Source organism: Sinorhizobium sp. 6-70 (assembly GCF_030124375.1).
Taxonomy (GTDB): Bacteria; Pseudomonadota; Alphaproteobacteria; order Rhizobiales; family Rhizobiaceae; genus Sinorhizobium.
Map to the genome: position 1 here is coordinate 103,167 of NZ_JASKLS010000016.1, position 15,462 is coordinate 118,628.

Sequence of the window (15,462 nt, forward strand, 5' to 3'; positions counted from 1 at the left end):
GCACGCCTCGCAACAATGATCGTAGGCAGCGTCATCAGCGTCAGCACGAAACCGCCCACCAAGGCCGCCGAACGCGGCATGCCGGCGAAGTTGATGAAGACGGCAAGCCCGAGAAGACCGTAAACGATCGACGGTACGGCCGCGAGATTGTTGATGTTGACTTCGATCAGGTCGGTGAGGCGGTTCTTCGGCGCGAACTCCTCGAGGTAGATCGAGGCGGCGACACCGATCGGCAGCGCCAGCACCAGCACGATCAGCATCATGTAAAGCGATCCGACGAGTGCGACGCCGACGCCCGCCGCTTCCGGGCGGCTCGACGCACCGAAGGTGAAGATGCCGGTGTTGAAGCCCTTCTTGAGCACGCCGGCATCGGCAAGCTGGTTCATCCAGGCGACCTGCTGGTCCTTGACCTTGCGGTTGGCCTCGGCGACCGAGAGATCGATCTGGCCCTTGAACGCGGAATCGATGTTCGCTGCGGCGAGCAGAGTCACCGGCACGGTCTTTCCGATAATCGAAGGGTCGGCGACGACGATATCCCGCAATTGCGTGCGGGCGCTCGCGGAAACCATGTCGGTCGCCTGTTTGACCAAGGGCCGCTTCGTCGCATCGAGCCCAAGCTGGTTCACGAGCGCATTTCGGACGAGCACCGGATAGTTTGCGGTCATCAACGTTTTGGGATCGGTGGCGCGCTCGTTCTTCGGATCGATCACCTTCTCGGTGAACTCGATCGGCAGCGTGATCGTCGTCTGCAGGAAGGCGGTGTAACCGTTGGAGACCACCGTCGAGATGAGGATCGCCAGAAACAAGAGGCCAAGGGTGATGGCCGTGATGCCGTAGGCGCGAAAGCGCCGCTCTGCCGCATAACGGCGCTTGATGCCAATATCGCGGCGGGTTTCGGCAGGACGGGTGGAGACCTTTACCGTGGGGGAGGCAAGCTCGGTCATTCGTACTGTTCCCGATATTTGCGCACGATGTAGAGCGCGTAGATGTTGAGGCAGAGCGTGATGACGAACAGCGTGATGCCCAACGCGAAGGCGACCAGTGTCTGCGGCGACGTGAACTCCAGGTCGCCCGTCAACTGATGGACGATCTTGACCGTAACCGTCGTCATCGGCTCGAAGGGGCTCAATTGCATGCGCGCCGCGACACCGGCGGCAAGCACGACGATCATCGTTTCACCGACCGCTCGCGAGGCCGTCAGCAACAACGCGCCGACGATGCCGGGCAGTGCGGCCGGCAGGATGACCCTCTTCACCGTCTCCGAACGCGTGGCACCAAGGCCAAGGGAGCCATCGCGCAGCGCCCGCGGCACCTGGGTGATGATGTCGTCGGACAACGAGGACACGAACGGAATGAGCATGATGCCCATGACGATCCCAGCCGTGATGACGCTCTGCGCCTGAATGAAATTCTGGTAGCTGCCAGTGATGAGACCGCTCAATTGCGCCGAAATATCGCGCAGGAACGGGCCGACCGTGACGAGCGCAAAGAAGCCGTAGACGATCGTCGGGATGCCGGCGAGCACCTCAAGCAGCGGCTTCGCCGTCGAACGCAGCCGCGGGCTTGCGTATTCAGCCATGTATATGGCCGCAAAGAGCCCGATGGGCACTGCGAACAGCATCGCGACGAAGGCGATATAGAGCGTGCCGCCGAGAAGCGGCAGGAGACCGAACTGGCCCGATGTGCCGCTGCTGCCGGCTGCCGCGAAGCGGGGGTCCCAAACCGTGCCGAAGAAGAACTCGACAGGCGATACCATGGTGAAGAAGCGCCCCGCTTCCGACAGCATCGACGTGACGATACCGATCGTCGTGAGGATGGCGATCGACGAGGCCACAATCAGCGAAGCGAGCATGACGCGCTCCACCTGGTTGCGGGCGCGAAAACGGGCGCTGATGTTGCGGATCGCATAGATGCAGCCCGCAACGGCGACGAGCAGCACGACAGCGCTCATCAGCCAACGGCTCGTGTCTCGCATCGCATTGAACTGCTTGGCGGCCTCGACCATGTACGGCTCGCCCTCGCCGGCGAGAGCCACGCCCTTGGCTGCAAGCGTTTCGCGCAGGTTGGCGGAGCCGTTTTCGAGCGCGGCGATTTCGTCCGCGTTCAAGCGGGCGAGACCGACGGCGACAGACTTGACCTGTCCGAGCGCAAGCTGCGTCGTCGCTTCACCCTGGCTCAGTACGGAATCGGGAAGCGACGAGCGAACGCTGGAATCGATGTAAAGCGGCGATGCGATCAGCCAGGCGGCAAGCACAAGCGCCGCCGGCAGGATCGCCCAGATGGCAACATAGCTGCCGTGATAGCCGGGCAAGGAGTGCAGATTCGCGAGTTTGCCGCCCGACTGAGCAAGCGAACGCGCGCGACCGGCGAAATAGGCAATGAAACCAATCAAAACAATGATCAAAAGAAGGAGCGAAGTACTCATCGGCACGTCTCCCCGGCAACGACCGTCGCGGCCACCGGCAAATCGAATGAACGCAAACCCGGGCGCGACGCAAGGCCACGCCCGGGCGTGTCTTTAGTTAGAGCAGGTTACCGGCTTCGAAAGCCTTGCGGATTTCTTCACGCTCGGCATCCGGAGCAGAAACCAGGCCGTATTCGGCGAGCGGGCTGTCGGGGCCGATCATCTGATCGTCAATGAAGAACTCGACATATTCCTTGAGGCCCGGAACGACGCCCAGATGCGCCTTCTTGACGTAGAAGAACAGCGGGCGGGAAACCGGGTATTCGCCTGAAGCGATCGTTTCGGTCGAGGGAACGATGCCGTTGACGGTTGCAACCTTCAGCTTGTCGGCGTTGTTTTCGTAGAACGAAAGGCCGAATACGCCGATGCCGCTCTTGTTGGAGGCGATCCGGGCGAGCGTTTCGGTGTAGTCGCCGTCGATGTCGACAGCCATGCCATCCTTACGGACAGCGATGCACTTGGCGAGCTGTTCCTTGGCATCGCTGACGGCAGCCTTGATGACGTCCTGGGCGCCCGATTCCTTGCAGCCTTCCGTGAGAATCTTCTCTTCGAAGACTTCGCGCGTGCCGTGCTTCTGGCCCGGGATGTAGGCGGCAATTTCAGCTTCCGGCAGCGAAGCGTCGATTTCCGACCACTTCTTGTAGGGGTTGGCAACGAGCTTGCCGTCGACGACGACTTCAGCGGCCAGAGCCTTGTAGAGGTGTTCCGGCTTCAGGGCGAGGTCGGGGTTGCCGGCGTCGGTTGCGAAGACGATGCCGTCATAACCGATCTTGACTTCCTGGATTTCGGTTACGCCAGCTGCCTTGCAGGCCTCGACTTCGCTGTCCTTGATCTTGCGCGAGGAGTTGGCGACGTCGATCGTGTCTTCGCCGACGCCCTTGCAGAATTCCTTCAGGCCTGCACCGGAGCCGCCGGATTCGACCACCGGAGTCTTGAAGTCCGGGAAGGCTTCGCCGAAGCTTTCGGCGACGATCTTTGCGTAGGGAAGAACGGTCGAGGAGCCGGCGACCTGGATCTGGTCGCGAGCCGCTGCGACGCCCGCGAAGGCGGCGGATGCGACAAGCGCCGCTACAGTGAGTTTAAGAGCTTTCATTGATGTTCTCCCGGAATGGGCTTGTGGTTGGTGCGCTAAGGATCCAGCGCTCTCTTCGCCGTGTAATCGGCTGCCCCTAGTTAGCCGCCGATGGTCACACCTTTTATGTCAGTTCGGTGAAACATTTATGACAGGCTATGTCATTGAATAAGCTGCGTTATTTCGAATTCCACGAGAAGGCGGCGACGTTTTGTGTCAGAAGCGGACCGTGAAAATCGTGCCTTTGCCGACCTCCGAATGGACAAGGAGGCGGGCACGGTGGCGCGTGAGAATATGCTTGACGATGGCAAGCCCGAGGCCGGTTCCCTTTTTCGAACGGCTCGCCTCCACGTTAACCCGGTAGAAACGTTCGGTAATTCTCGGTACGTGCTCGGCCGGAATGCCCGGGCCATGGTCCTGGACGGTCACCTCGGCCTGCTCGCTCTCTCCGCCTGTGAGACGCACCTCGACCCTCTTGCCCTCCTGCCCGTATTTGCAGGCGTTCTCGATCAGGTTCTCGAAAACCTCGATCAATTCATCGCGATCGCCCGGGACGAAGACCGGTGCATCGGGAACGTCGAGCGATATCGCCACGTCGAGCTCGGTCGCGAGCGGCAGCAGGCTGTCGCGCACGTGCCCGAGCAGCGGCGCCAGATCGACCATGTCTTCCGGGGCAAGATGCGATTTCAGTTCGAGCCTGGAGAGCGACAGGAGATCGTCGACGAGCCGGCTCATGCGGGTGACCTGCTCGTGCATGATGCCGAAAAACCTCTCCTGCGCCTTCGGATCGTTGCGCGCCGGCCCCTGCAGCGTCTCGATGAAGCCGCGAAGAGAGGCGAGCGGCGTACGCAGTTCGTGGCTGGCATTGGCGACGAAATCCGAGCGCATCCGGTCGATCCGGCGCGCCTGCGAGATGTCGCGATAGGTCAGCAGGAAGATACGCCGGCTCGAAGCATCGGTTCCAATCTCGGCAGGCGCCACCCTCACGACATAGACGGCATCCGACGGCAGTCTCTCGGTGTGTTCGATCTGATTGATCTTGCCGGTGGCGATTGTCTCACGAACCATATCGAGGATGCCCGGGGAACGGACGCGCGCGGAAAGATCGCTGTTCGGGGGAATCGTGCCGAAGGCCTTTTCGGCGGCAATGTTCTGGAACAGCACTGTCTCGTCCGCGCCAACGACGAGCACGGGCATATCGAGTGCGTTCAACGCCGGTACCAGCGGGTCGCTCCCCTTCTCGGCGACAACGGCACTTACCGGCGCCGGCTGGACCGACGGCACGCTGCGATTGAGCAGCGCCGCGGCAAGCACGATCCAGAACGGCAGCACGGCGAGGATGTGAATACCGGCGAACGTGGCGAGAACGGCGATCAGGATCGAAAGGCCGAGAACCCACCGTTCCGCCTTCAGCTTCGGCAACAGCGTTCGCCAGAACACCTTTGCGTCGTCCAACACAACATCCTCATGACTCAATTGCAGTTCTCCCTGATCACGATGCCGCGAAAGCAGAGAGATAGCGCTGCTTCATGACATGATTTTCACGACGTGCTTGAATCCGCAATGCAATTATGGCCTCCTTCGCGGAAATCGAGCGTCAGCGGGAGGCAAAGCAAATGGCAGCAGAAACAGCGGCAGCTGGGGCCAAACCGGAGAGCCGGGCGGTCGAATTGCGGATCGGCGGCAAGTCCCGCATCTTCGATATCGATAACCCGGAATTGCCGAAATGGATCGATGACGACGCCTTCTCGTCCGATGATTATCCCTACAAGAAGAAGCTGGAAGAAGACGAGTACGAAGAAACGCTGACGAAACTGCAGATCGAACTGGTCAAGGTCCAGTTCTGGATGCAGGCGACGGGCAAACGGGTGATGGCGCTTTTCGAAGGCCGCGACGCGGCCGGCAAGGGCGGCGCCATCCACGCGACGATGGCCTATATGAACCCTCGTTCCGCCCGCATCGTCGCGCTTACCAAACCGACCGAGACCGAGCGCGGCCAGTGGTATTTCCAACGCTACGTGGCGACCTTTCCGACGGCTGGGGAATTCGTGCTCTTCGATCGCTCCTGGTACAACCGCGCCGGTGTGGAACCGGTCATGGGTTTCTGCACATCGGAGCAATACGAGCATTTTCTCAAGCAGGCCCCCCGCTTCGAGAAAATGATCGTCCACGAGGGCATCCAGCTGTTCAAATTCTGGCTCAATATCGGCCGGGAGATGCAGTTGAAGCGTTTCCATGATCGCCGGCACGATCCCTTGAAGATCTGGAAGCTGTCGCCGATGGATATCGCCGCGCTGAACAAGTGGGACGACTACACCGAGAAGCGTGATCGGATGCTGAAGGAAACGCACACCGACCATGCCCCCTGGACGGTCATTCGCGGTAACGACAAGCGCCGCGCGCGGATCAATCTGATCCGCCACATGCTCAAGAATCTGGACTATGACGGCAAGGACAAGGCGGCCATCGGCGAGGTCGACGACAAGATCGTCGGCTCCGGGCCGGGCTTTCTGAAATGATCTGAAGCGCGGGACGCGCGTCCGAGTAAACGCGCGCCATGTCGAGTCCAGGAACAGTCATGCCCCACATAGAAGTGCTCGTGCGCGCTCGAACGCGGGCGGCGCAGAACGCTCGACCGCACTAGATCATTTCACTGTTTCATTGAAACAGTGAAATGATCTAACTCTTTGAAACTACGCAATTCCGGACGGAAAACCGTTTACCCACTTTTCCTGGAATTGCTCTATTGCCCCGGCAGCACACGAATCGCGAAAATATCCAGGCTGTTGCCCGCGCCGCTGACGTCGCTGTTCAGCACGAGCCTGCCGGGACCGCTTGGCGCGAGACTCCGATCGAATGAGATCTTGAAAAGCATATCCAGCCGCTCGTCATGCACGGTGAACCGGTGGCGGCCACAGGCACCGAGCGAGGAGAAGTCGCATTCGACGGAAAATTCCGCCGTCTTGCCGGGCATCGCCTGGACGGTGAGCGCCAACGTCGATGATTTGCCCGAGAGCTGTGTCAGTATATCGGCGGGAATTTCGAAGACGAGATCCCCTTCCTTGCCGCCGACTGCCGAGGTCACGCGCACGCGCTCGCCGCCTGCGTCGTTCAAAGGCTCGACGGTGGAGCGCGCGCCCGGCTTGATCGCCGCGACCTCCGCCGGCGTGAATACCTCAACCCACTCGCCCGAGAAGCCCTCCTGCGCGGCGAGGTTCTGAAGTCCCGCCGCCCCATCGAAATCTTCCGATTCCACCGTGGCAGGCGGATTGGCGACGCCGGTATCGGCCGGGGATTTCAGCAAATCGTTCGTCTGGATCCACCACACCGCGGCGCCGGCCGCCGCCGCGAGCGTTGCCACGACCATGGCAAAGGAGAGCAGGCGGCCTCGCCGACGCTTGCGCGGCCGCTTTTCCGCGGCGCCGACGTCGGGCGCAGCCGACGCGGCCTTGTCGCCCGCAGCTGTGGATTGCGGTGCGGGGACTGTCCGCCCCGAGGCCAACGAGTCCTCACGATCGGCGCGCAGGGCACCCAGGTCGCTTTCGCCCTGTCCCGCGCGGCCTTGTCCATCGGCAGTCGGCTCGCGCCGGGGGGAAACGGAAAGATCCGCAGCCGCCGGGCTTGGCGCCGCCCGCTCGCCCGCTCCGCCCTGGCCGACGACCGGTGCTGCAGGTGCCGCAGCGGAACGCCCCCGCAAGGCCGCGCGTTCTTCCGTCTCGATCGCGTGAATGACCGCTTCGAGCCGGTGACGCTGTTTCGCGATCACGTCGGGGTCTTCGATTTGCTGCTTCTTCAGTCCGTTTTCCAGCGCCTGGCGGGCCGACTGATAGATGCGTGCACGGATTTCCGCATTGGTCCTGTCGGAGCGTTCCAGTGCATTTCTGATCGCAGTTTCGAGTCCGCTCACATCAAGTCCTTCTGTGCAACGAAGCCTGCTGCAGGTTTCCTCAGATCGTGCTGATTTAAAGAAACATGCAACAATTCAAAGCAGTACAGCGACCTTTGCGCGCCTGACAAGACGCGCGGCGCTGCAGCGGCGCGCCGCGGCCCGAGCGGGTGTTCCATCCTTTCAGGAGAGAACAGTCCCCTACCCGATCCACGCCGTTGGTTTTATTAACGATTGGGTAACCGTTGCTTTCGGAATTCGCAAGTCCGGGTGCAAAACCACCGGGACTTCTACGGGGAAAAACCAGGTGGGTGCGCATCACTGCGTGGAAAGCGTCTCTTTGCAAGTTCGTTGGTTGCTGTTATTTGTTTTGACGTTTACGCAAACGTCAAAAGAGTGAAGGATGGAGAAACCTGATGTCCTTGCCGCCAATCCTTTCCGGAACAACGAGACTGCCGGTGGTCGGCGCACCGCTCTTCATCGTCTCGCATCCACGGCTGACGATCGCGCAGTGCAAGGCGGGCGTCATCGGCTCCTTTCCCGCCCTCAATGCGCGCCCGCAATCGCAACTGGATGAGTGGCTTGCGGAAATCACCGAAACGCTCGCCGATCACGATGCCAGGCATCCCGACCGGCCTGCGGCGCCGTTCGCGGTCAACCAGATCGTCCACAAGTCGAACGCCAGGCTTGAGCAGGACCTGATGCTCTGCATCAAATACAAGGTGCCGATCGTCATATCGTCGCTCGGCGCCGTCCCGGAAGTGAATGCCGCCATCCATTCCTACGGCGGCATCGTGCTCCACGACGTCATCAACAATCGGCACGCCAATTCGGCGATCCGTAAGGGCGCGGACGGACTGATCGCGGTTGCGGCCGGGGCCGGCGGGCACGCTGGAACGCTTTCGCCGTTCGCGCTTGTCCAGGAGATCCGGGCGTGGTTCGATGGGCCGCTTCTGCTTTCGGGCGCCATCGCTACCGGCGGCGCCATCCTCGCGGCAGAGGCGATGGGCGCGGACATGACCTATATCGGCTCCCCCTTCATCGCCACCGAAGAAGCGCGCGCCAGCGATGCCTACAAACAGATGATCGTCGACAGCAGCGCCGCCGACATCGTCTACTCCAACTATTTCACCGGCATTCACGGCAACTACCTGAAGCCCTCGATCAGCGCGGCAGGCATGGATCCGGACAGGCTGCCGGAGGCGGATCCCTCCAAGATGGACTTCGGCAGCGCCGCCGAAGGGGCAAAGGCCTGGAAGGACATCTGGGGCTGCGGCCAGGGCATCGGTGCGATCCGCGAGATCGGCACGGTGGCGCAACTCGTCGACCGGCTGGAGCGGGAATACGACGCGGCGCGAGCAAGGCTCGGCCTTCGCGCCAATCGCCATGTCCAGCCGTCCAAGGAATTTTCAACTTCTCGAAACTGATGGCTTGAAATCTTGCCGCTTTGCGTTTATCAGCGCCTCACACTTCGTTCCGCGGCTTTCCGCGGGACCGTTGAGGGCCGCTTTAGCTCAGTCGGTAGAGCACATCATTCGTAATGATGGGGTCACGTGTTCGAGTCACGTAAGCGGCACCATTTCTTCCCAGGCGTCGACTTGCGATGCGCTTGCGCTGAGCCAAATGTGCAGCGCCTTTGAGAGTTCGTCACCCAGCTCACACGCACGATTAGACCAAATCCGGTCGCAACGATCGACGCGGCGACCAGTTGCCCTCGCCTGCCGGATGATTTGGCTTAACTTAACCAAAATTTAACCATGACGGACATCGGTGAAGTCTTCGACGAGGGCTGCCCCGCTTTGCTCGCATTCACCCGACCATGATGGGCGATGGATAAGGCAGGCATCGCGTTTCTGGCTCTTATACTCGTCCTCATCTCTATCGTGATGAGCATACTGGCGGTCGATCAAACAGCGATAGAAATGCCGCCCAATAAGCCGGCAATAGTTCCCACCAACTTCGCTCCTCTTCAATGAAGCGACCATCCGCGCTGGAACAACAACGGCTCCCAGCGAGTTGCTGCTGCATGTCTTTGTCCCTAAATCGACCTCGATTTAGGGACAAAGACATGCAGCAATTCAAAGTGCTACAGCGATCTTTGCGCGTCCGATGAGACGCGCGGCTGTAGGCGTGACAACGAGCCCGGAAAACTGCATGCGTCTTGTGATAATGGCTGTAGTCGCCTCAGTGATCAGCATACTGGCCTTCAAATATGCTGATAATTCCTTGGGGAACGCACCTATCGCGGCCACAGCCGAAGAGCTTTCCAAAGATTGAGACGTGATTGAGCAGGCCTGGTCTTAGCGGTCTTGCACGGATCGCGAGGGGGCGATACAGCTACATCGCGATGAAGGTCAGTGGCATTGGACGGGTCATCTTCTGGGGTGGCGGGAGCCTGTGGATCGGACAGGCCATCGCCCCGGCGCAACTGCACAGGCATCATGCGATACAGGTCTGCATCGGCTTTGATGGCCCGATCCAATTTCGCGGGCGGACCGATGTTCCCTGGATCTCCTATCGCGGTGCGCTGATCGCTCCGGATCTTGCCCATGAATTTCGCGCCCCTGGGCGTCAGGTCGGCAATATTCTGTTTGCGCCGGAAACGCCGATCGGGCAGGCCCTGCTCGAGCGGTACAGCAACGGCTCCATCGCGCGCATTCCGGACAGCCTCGCGGCAGACGTTTCAGCTGATTTGAAAGCGGCCTGGGCAGCCGGTGCCGGTGACGACGATCTCGCCTCTCATGCGCAGGCATTGCTCAACCGATTGGCCGGCACGGCTTCGTCTCGCCACAGGGCGGATCCCCGCATTCTGAAGAGTATCGACTGGATTTCGCACCATCTCGACGGGCCTTTGCGTCTTGCCGATGTTGCCGCCGTCGCGGGGCTGAGCGAAGGGCGTTTCAGGCATCTGTTCGTTGCCGAAACGGGGATCGCCTTCCGCCCCTATATCCTCTGGACAAGGCTAAACAGGGCTTTGGAGCTCGGCTTCGGCGGGACAAGCTGGACCGAGGCGGCCCATGCGGCGAATTTTTCCGATCAGGCGCATCTTATCCGCACCTGCCGCCGGATGCTCGGCCTTGTGCCAACATCACTGCGGATCGACATCACCGCTGCCGAACAGAAAATACCGGTCTGACACATTTCAACGGCGCGCGCCGGTTCAGACCTACAATTGCTTCCGATTCAGAAATCGCGCAGTAGCCCTTTCGTTCAATTCTCTCCGCCGAACAGTCCGTAAAGCAGGCCATCCCAAACCTGTTCGAAATGGAGCTGCCATGACAAGGCGTCAGATTCTGAAATCAAGACTTCTATGGGCCGCACCGCTCGCGCTGATCACAATGGTCGGCCTCGGCGCCGCAGCAAAAATGAGGTCGCCACTTCCCGAAAACCTCGATCTCTCACTCACCCGTTACTCGGACGCGGGCGTCTATGAAACCCGCCTCGACACAGACATGAACCCTGTCTCGATCGGGGCTATGCACGTTTTCACCGTCACCCTGAAGACGCGCGACGGAAGGCCGGTGGAAAAAGCCGCATTGACGATCGATGGCGGCATGCCACAGCACGGCCATGGTCTGCCGACCACGCCGCGCGTGACCGCCGATCTGGGTGGCGGCCGCTATCGCGTCGAGGGGATCAAATTCAACATGCCGGGCTGGTGGACCGTAACCGTGCACGCGACAAGCGGCGCAGGCAGCGACGAAACCACCTTCAATCTGAAACTCTGAGGCGAGCCCCATGAAACGGTCCGGCATTCCCTACGCCGCCGCCGGCATCATCGCGCTCGTTGTGCTGGCCGGTTTTTCATACAAGGGTGGAATTTTCGTCAACCAGAACTGGTCCGAGGAGCAGAAAAGCCTGATTGCCTCACTGTCGCTCGATGCCTTGCCCGCCCTGCCCGCCGATCCGTCGAACCGGGTCGCGGATGACCCCAGAGCGGCGGAGCTCGGCAAGGCGCTGTTCAACGACAGGCGTCTGAGCGCAAACGGCAAGGTCGCCTGCGCGACCTGCCACTTGCCCGACCGCCAGTTCCAGGACGGTACGCCCCTCGGCCACGGCGTCGGACAGACGAACCGAAGGACCATGCCGATCAGCGGCACGGCCCATGCACCCTTCCTCTTCTGGGATGGCCGCAAGGACAGTCAGTGGGCACAGGCCCTCGGGCCGCTCGAAAGCGCCGTCGAGCACGGCAGCGACCGGACCGCTCTCGCACGACAGGTCGCGGTTCACTACCGCCGCGACTATGAGCGGCTGTTTGGCCCGTTGCCCGAGCTCACAAGTCTGCCGGATCACGCATCGCCGGAGGGCAACTCCGCGGCCAAGTCTGCCTGGCCGAACATGACCGAGGGGGAGCGCGAGGCGGTCAACCGTGTGTTTGCCAATATCGGCAAGGCCATCGCCGCCTTCGAGCGGACCATAAAGCCGCGCGAAACGCGCTTTGACCGCTATGCCCGCAGCCTTCAGGCGGGAACGGCACCCAATAACGGGCTGAGCGAAACCGAAATCGCGGGATTGGCCATCTTCATCGGAAAGGGAAACTGCATCAATTGCCACAACGGGCCGCTGCTGACAGACAATCACTTTCACAATACGGGCGTTCCGACCGTCGAAGGACTGCCCAAGGACACCGGCCGGGCACTCGGAGCCTTGCAGGTGAAGAACGATCCGTTCAATTGTCGCGGCCGCTACAGCGACGCCGCGCCACCCGACTGCACCGAACTGAATTTTATGGTCAGCGAAGGCGATGAGCTGTTGCGCGCCTACAAACCGCCGTCGCTCCGCAACGTGGCACTGAGGCCACCTTACATGCATGCCGGACAGTTCAGGTCGCTTGACGAAGTCGTTCGTCACTACAACAAGGCGCCTCCGGCGCCGGCTGGACATTCGGAGCTTGAGCCACTGAACCTGAATGACAGGGAAGTCCAGGCGCTACAGGCCTTCCTTGCCACTCTGAGCGAAGAAGACTGATTGAAAACGAGCGCCCGGATCCGGCGCTTTCGCCAATACATCAGGATTCGTCGCGCGCGCAAAATCACACGGCATCCGATGGGTATGAAGCGGAACACGGTGTGAGGCTGGGTTTCGGTCCAGATGCCTGGGCGACGAATCGTGGAAATTTGGGGCGCAGCGAAACCGGAACTTGATGCTCAAACATATGGAAGGGTCCCAAGCGACGAGTAGCGTTCGTTCAGGCCATCGAGGGCTTCCAGGTCGTCGCCATTGATATCGAAGTCAAACACGTCGATGTTCTCTTCCAAATGTTGCCGCTGATTGGCCTTGGGAACGGGGACCGTGCCACGCTCAAGGTTCCATCGGATCAGCACCTGCGCCGGCGATTTGCCGTATTTGGCGGCAATCTTTGCAAGCGTCGCATCCCGAAGCCGTTTCGTACGCGTGAGGGGGCTGTATGCCTGGATGACGATCTGCTTTTCCCGCGCATAACGCAGCATGTCATTGCTGTGTCCGAACGGACTCCACTCGATCTGATTGACCGTCGGGACTTCGCCGGTCGCATCTATCAACGTGTCGATCAACTCGATCGAGTAATTGCTGACGCCGATGTCTTTCGTAAGGCCATCCTCTTTCGCCCGGATAAGACTTCGCCAAAGATCCTCTCCCGCACCCGTTCGCGGCGGACGGTGTATGAGCATGAGATCGGCATAGTCCAGCTGCAGTTCGTCGAGATTTTTTCGCGTCGCGTGATAGGCGTCCCCGAGCTCCTCCACTTTCGTTACCAGATAGAAGCCCGCGCGCTCGACGCCGCTCCTGCGGATTCCGTCGGCGATGCCTGGCTGGGTTCCGTAGTCTCCGGAGGTGTCGATCATTCGATAGCCGAGATTGAGGGCGGTCGCGATCGTGTCCGCGGTGTCGCTCGTCAACTGCCAAGTCCCGACGCCCATGACCGGTATCCTGTTGCCGGTGTGCAGCTTTATCTCGGTTCTCGGGTCCATGATTTGCACCTTTGCCTTGGTTGGAACGATTGGATCCAGGGCGCCGCAGCGCTCTGCTCTCACCACCAAACATCTGCTCGGGAAAAGGGTTCCAGCCGATCGCTCTGTGGAGCGGGGAACAATCGGCGCTTGCGGGGATTGAATCACATGAAGTCGGCGGAACGCTCCATCCAGTACCACGCTGAACTTGTTTCTGGTGGGAAGTCGGATCGGGGCGAAGCCGAAGCTCCCAGCGACGATACCGCGGGCGCCTGCGCCGCGACTGAGAGGGCAAGCACATGGCCTTTTCGGCACCTGAAGATGTACAGTCCGTAAGAATCGACCGAGCGGGTATCGAGGCCTTTCTCGGCGTTCCTTCCGGTGCGAGCGGCCTGGTGATCTTTGCCCATGGCAGTGGAAGCGGGCGCTTCAGCCCTCGCAACAATCGCGTTGCGGCCGCACTGAGGGAAGCAGGATTGGCGACACTTCTCGTCGATCTCCTGAGACCTGAAGAGGAACAGGACCGCCGGAACGTCTTCGACGTCGATCTCCTTGCCGAACGGCTCGTGGCGGCCAAGCGTTGGGTCGCCGAAGCTCCCGAGACCGTGCACTTGGCGGTCGGCTACTTCGGCGCGAGCACAGGTGCCGGCGCGGCGCTGCAGGCGGCTTACGCCGAACCGGATGTAGCCGCCGTGGTATCACGCGGCGGACGCCCTGACCTTGCCATCCAGATGCTACCGGGCGTTCGCGCCCCAACCCTGCTTCTCGTCGGAAGTCTCGACGGGCCGGTGATCGACATGAACCAACGCGCCTTCGACGCGCTGGCCTGCGAGAAGCGGCTCATCATTATCGACGGTGCGGGCCACCTGTTCGAGGAGCCCGGCACGATGGATCAGGTGATCCGGCATGCGACAGATTGGTTCTTGATCCATCTCGGCAACACTCAAAGAGGGATATGACCATGACATCTCCACAACAGAAATTTGCAGATCGACAGGACGCCGGACGGCAGCTCGCAGGCGTTCTGGCGAAATATGCCCGGTCGGACCCCCTGGTCTTGGCATTGCCGCGTGGCGGCGTGCCCGTGGCATCCGAAATAGCGAAGGCCTTGCACGCACCGCTCGAACTGGTTCTGGTGCGCAAGATCCGCGCGCCGGGACATCCCGAATATGGCATCGGCGCTGTGGTGGACGGCAGTGATCCGCAGCTCGTATACAACGAGGAGGCAATGCGCCTCGTCAATCCGAATGCTGCTTACGTCGAGGCCGAAACCCGGCACCAGCTCGCGGAAATCGAGCGGCGGCGCGAAGTCTATCAGGGAGCCCAGGCTCCTACGCCAACCGAGGGGCGCACGGTGATCGTCGTGGACGACGGCGTCGCAACCGGCGGCACTGTCAAGGTTGCTATGAAGGCGTTGCGCAAAGCGGGAACGGGCAAGATCATCCTTGCCATTCCGGTCGCAGCGAGCGACGCGCTCGAGCAACTGAAATCGGAAGCTGACGACGTCATCTGCCTGCAAACCCCGGAGCCATTCCGGGCGGTCGGCGTCCACTATAGCGACTTCGACCAGACATCGGACGAAGAGGTCACAAGGCTTCTCGACGAGGCTCGCAGCGGTACGGCTTGAGCTGCCTGCGTCTTCAAATCTACGGCTCGCCGTCATCCGCCAGCAGCGAATACACTCCCTCGGGCGTCGATGCGGAACGGACCGCCTCGACGATTTCCGGTGACCGCAGCTTTCTGGCCAGGTGGGCCAGTACGTTTAGTTGGCTTCCCGGAACCGGTGTCAGCAACAGGCAAACAATATCGACCGGAGCATCGTCGACCGCTTCGAAATTAATCGGTTGCTTCAGCCGTACGATCAGGAAGAAGGGGCTCCCCACAGCCGGCACGGGCGCGTGCGGAATGGCGATGCCTTGACCGATCCCGGTCGAGCCGAGCTTTTCCCGGTTGGTCAAAGCAAGGAATATTTCCGACGCTGCAATGCCAAGCGCCGTTGCGGCGATTTCCGAAATCGTCTGAAGAAGGCTCGTCTTCGATGGAGAGGTCAGATCAAGTCTCACACTCTCCGGACTGATGATTTCCGAGATTTTCATGATGCCGTTTCGCT

The 15,462-nt window shown here is 60.9% G+C and carries 14 protein-coding genes and 1 tRNA gene; 8 read left to right on the plus strand and 7 right to left on the minus strand.

Translation table 11 applies throughout. The features are described from left to right. The 4 genes from QN222_RS25230 to phoR form a co-directional block, all read right to left on the minus strand. The coding region (locus QN222_RS25230) for a DUF3333 domain-containing protein (RefSeq protein WP_284005640.1) at positions 1-944 on the minus strand (944 nt) is incomplete at its 3' end. Then, positions 941-2,425: a phosphate ABC transporter permease subunit PstC gene (pstC, locus tag QN222_RS25235; protein ID WP_283963280.1), complete on the minus strand. Its 1,485-nt coding sequence runs from the start codon at positions 2,423-2,425 to the stop codon at positions 941-943. The genes QN222_RS25230 and pstC, both read right to left, overlap by 4 nt. Before the next feature lie 97 nt (positions 2,426-2,522). Continuing rightward, positions 2,523-3,557, minus strand: a complete 1,035-nt coding sequence (locus QN222_RS25240) for a substrate-binding domain-containing protein (protein ID WP_283963279.1) — start codon at positions 3,555-3,557, stop codon at positions 2,523-2,525. Between the two features lie 195 nt (positions 3,558-3,752). Beyond that, a complete protein-coding gene (gene phoR, locus QN222_RS25245; protein ID WP_283963278.1) occupies positions 3,753-5,012 on the minus strand; it encodes a phosphate regulon sensor histidine kinase PhoR in 1,260 nt (419 codons plus the stop codon). Between the two features lie 140 nt (positions 5,013-5,152). Here phoR and ppk2 point away from each other — a divergent pair, with 140 nt between their 5' ends. Then, entirely contained in the window at positions 5,153-6,055 is a 903-nt protein-coding gene (gene ppk2, locus QN222_RS25250; protein ID WP_283963277.1) for a polyphosphate kinase 2, read from the plus strand. A gap of 224 nt (positions 6,056-6,279) precedes the next feature. Here ppk2 and QN222_RS25255 read toward each other — a convergent pair whose 3' ends face one another. Further along, positions 6,280-7,443: a biotin transporter BioY gene (locus QN222_RS25255; protein ID WP_283963276.1), complete on the minus strand. Its 1,164-nt coding sequence runs from the start codon at positions 7,441-7,443 to the stop codon at positions 6,280-6,282. A gap of 395 nt (positions 7,444-7,838) precedes the next feature. Between QN222_RS25255 and QN222_RS25260 the strand changes: the two genes are divergently transcribed. The 5 genes from QN222_RS25260 (at position 7,839) to QN222_RS25280 (ending at position 12,390) form a co-directional block, all read left to right on the plus strand. After that, positions 7,839-8,849 carry a nitronate monooxygenase family protein gene (locus tag QN222_RS25260; RefSeq protein ID WP_283963275.1) on the plus strand — a complete coding sequence of 337 codons (1,011 nt, stop codon included), beginning with the start codon at positions 7,839-7,841 and terminating at the stop codon, positions 8,847-8,849. Positions 8,850-8,925: 76 nt separating this feature from the next. Then, positions 8,926-9,001 (plus strand) — tRNA-Thr (locus tag QN222_RS25265). A 705-nt stretch (positions 9,002-9,706) separates the two neighbouring features. Then, positions 9,707-10,558, plus strand: coding sequence for an AraC family transcriptional regulator (locus QN222_RS25270; protein WP_283963274.1), 852 nt, complete (start codon positions 9,707-9,709; stop codon positions 10,556-10,558). Positions 10,559-10,697: 139 nt separating this feature from the next. Beyond that, on the plus strand, positions 10,698-11,150 hold the full coding sequence (locus QN222_RS25275) for a FixH family protein (protein WP_283963273.1): 453 nt from the start codon (positions 10,698-10,700) through the stop codon (positions 11,148-11,150). A 10-nt stretch (positions 11,151-11,160) separates the two neighbouring features. After that, the gene (locus tag QN222_RS25280; RefSeq protein ID WP_283963272.1) at positions 11,161-12,390 is read left to right on the plus strand and encodes a cytochrome-c peroxidase; all 1,230 of its coding nucleotides are present in this window, start codon (positions 11,161-11,163) and stop codon (positions 12,388-12,390) included. A gap of 179 nt (positions 12,391-12,569) precedes the next feature. Here QN222_RS25280 and QN222_RS25285 read toward each other — a convergent pair whose 3' ends face one another. Further along, on the minus strand, positions 12,570-13,373 hold the full coding sequence (locus tag QN222_RS25285; RefSeq protein ID WP_283963271.1) for an aldo/keto reductase: 804 nt from the start codon (positions 13,371-13,373) through the stop codon (positions 12,570-12,572). A gap of 278 nt (positions 13,374-13,651) precedes the next feature. Here QN222_RS25285 and QN222_RS25290 point away from each other — a divergent pair, with 278 nt between their 5' ends. Further along, complete coding sequence (locus tag QN222_RS25290) at positions 13,652-14,311, plus strand: dienelactone hydrolase family protein (protein WP_180940046.1); 660 nt, start codon at positions 13,652-13,654, stop codon at positions 14,309-14,311. Between the two features lie 2 nt (positions 14,312-14,313). Next, on the plus strand, positions 14,314-14,979 hold the full coding sequence (locus QN222_RS25295; protein ID WP_283963270.1) for a phosphoribosyltransferase: 666 nt from the start codon (positions 14,314-14,316) through the stop codon (positions 14,977-14,979). Positions 14,980-14,998: 19 nt separating this feature from the next. On the opposite strand, the gene QN222_RS25300 is transcribed toward QN222_RS25295, so the two are convergent. After that, positions 14,999-15,448 carry a PTS sugar transporter subunit IIA gene (locus QN222_RS25300; RefSeq protein ID WP_283963269.1) on the minus strand — a complete coding sequence of 150 codons (450 nt, stop codon included), beginning with the start codon at positions 15,446-15,448 and terminating at the stop codon, positions 14,999-15,001. Between the last annotated feature and the right edge of the window lie 14 nt (positions 15,449-15,462).

Excerpts from the sequence above, each read along its gene's own strand:
- pstC (WP_283963280.1), bottom strand. The coding sequence starts at position 2,425 with ATGAGTACTTCGCTCCTTCTTTTGATCATTGTTTTGATTGGTTTCATT.
- QN222_RS25240 (WP_283963279.1), bottom strand. The coding sequence starts at position 3,557 with ATGAAAGCTCTTAAACTCACTGTAGCGGCGCTTGTCGCATCCGCCGCC.
- ppk2 (WP_283963277.1), top strand. The coding sequence starts at position 5,153 with ATGGCAGCAGAAACAGCGGCAGCTGGGGCCAAACCGGAGAGCCGGGCG.
- QN222_RS25260 (WP_283963275.1), top strand. The coding sequence starts at position 7,839 with ATGTCCTTGCCGCCAATCCTTTCCGGAACAACGAGACTGCCGGTGGTC.
- QN222_RS25275 (WP_283963273.1), top strand. The coding sequence starts at position 10,698 with ATGACAAGGCGTCAGATTCTGAAATCAAGACTTCTATGGGCCGCACCG.
- QN222_RS25280 (WP_283963272.1), top strand. The coding sequence starts at position 11,161 with ATGAAACGGTCCGGCATTCCCTACGCCGCCGCCGGCATCATCGCGCTC.
- QN222_RS25285 (WP_283963271.1), bottom strand. The coding sequence starts at position 13,373 with ATGGACCCGAGAACCGAGATAAAGCTGCACACCGGCAACAGGATACCG.
- QN222_RS25290 (WP_180940046.1), top strand. The coding sequence starts at position 13,652 with ATGGCCTTTTCGGCACCTGAAGATGTACAGTCCGTAAGAATCGACCGA.
- QN222_RS25295 (WP_283963270.1), top strand. The coding sequence starts at position 14,314 with ATGACATCTCCACAACAGAAATTTGCAGATCGACAGGACGCCGGACGG.
- QN222_RS25300 (WP_283963269.1), bottom strand. The coding sequence starts at position 15,448 with ATGAAAATCTCGGAAATCATCAGTCCGGAGAGTGTGAGACTTGATCTG.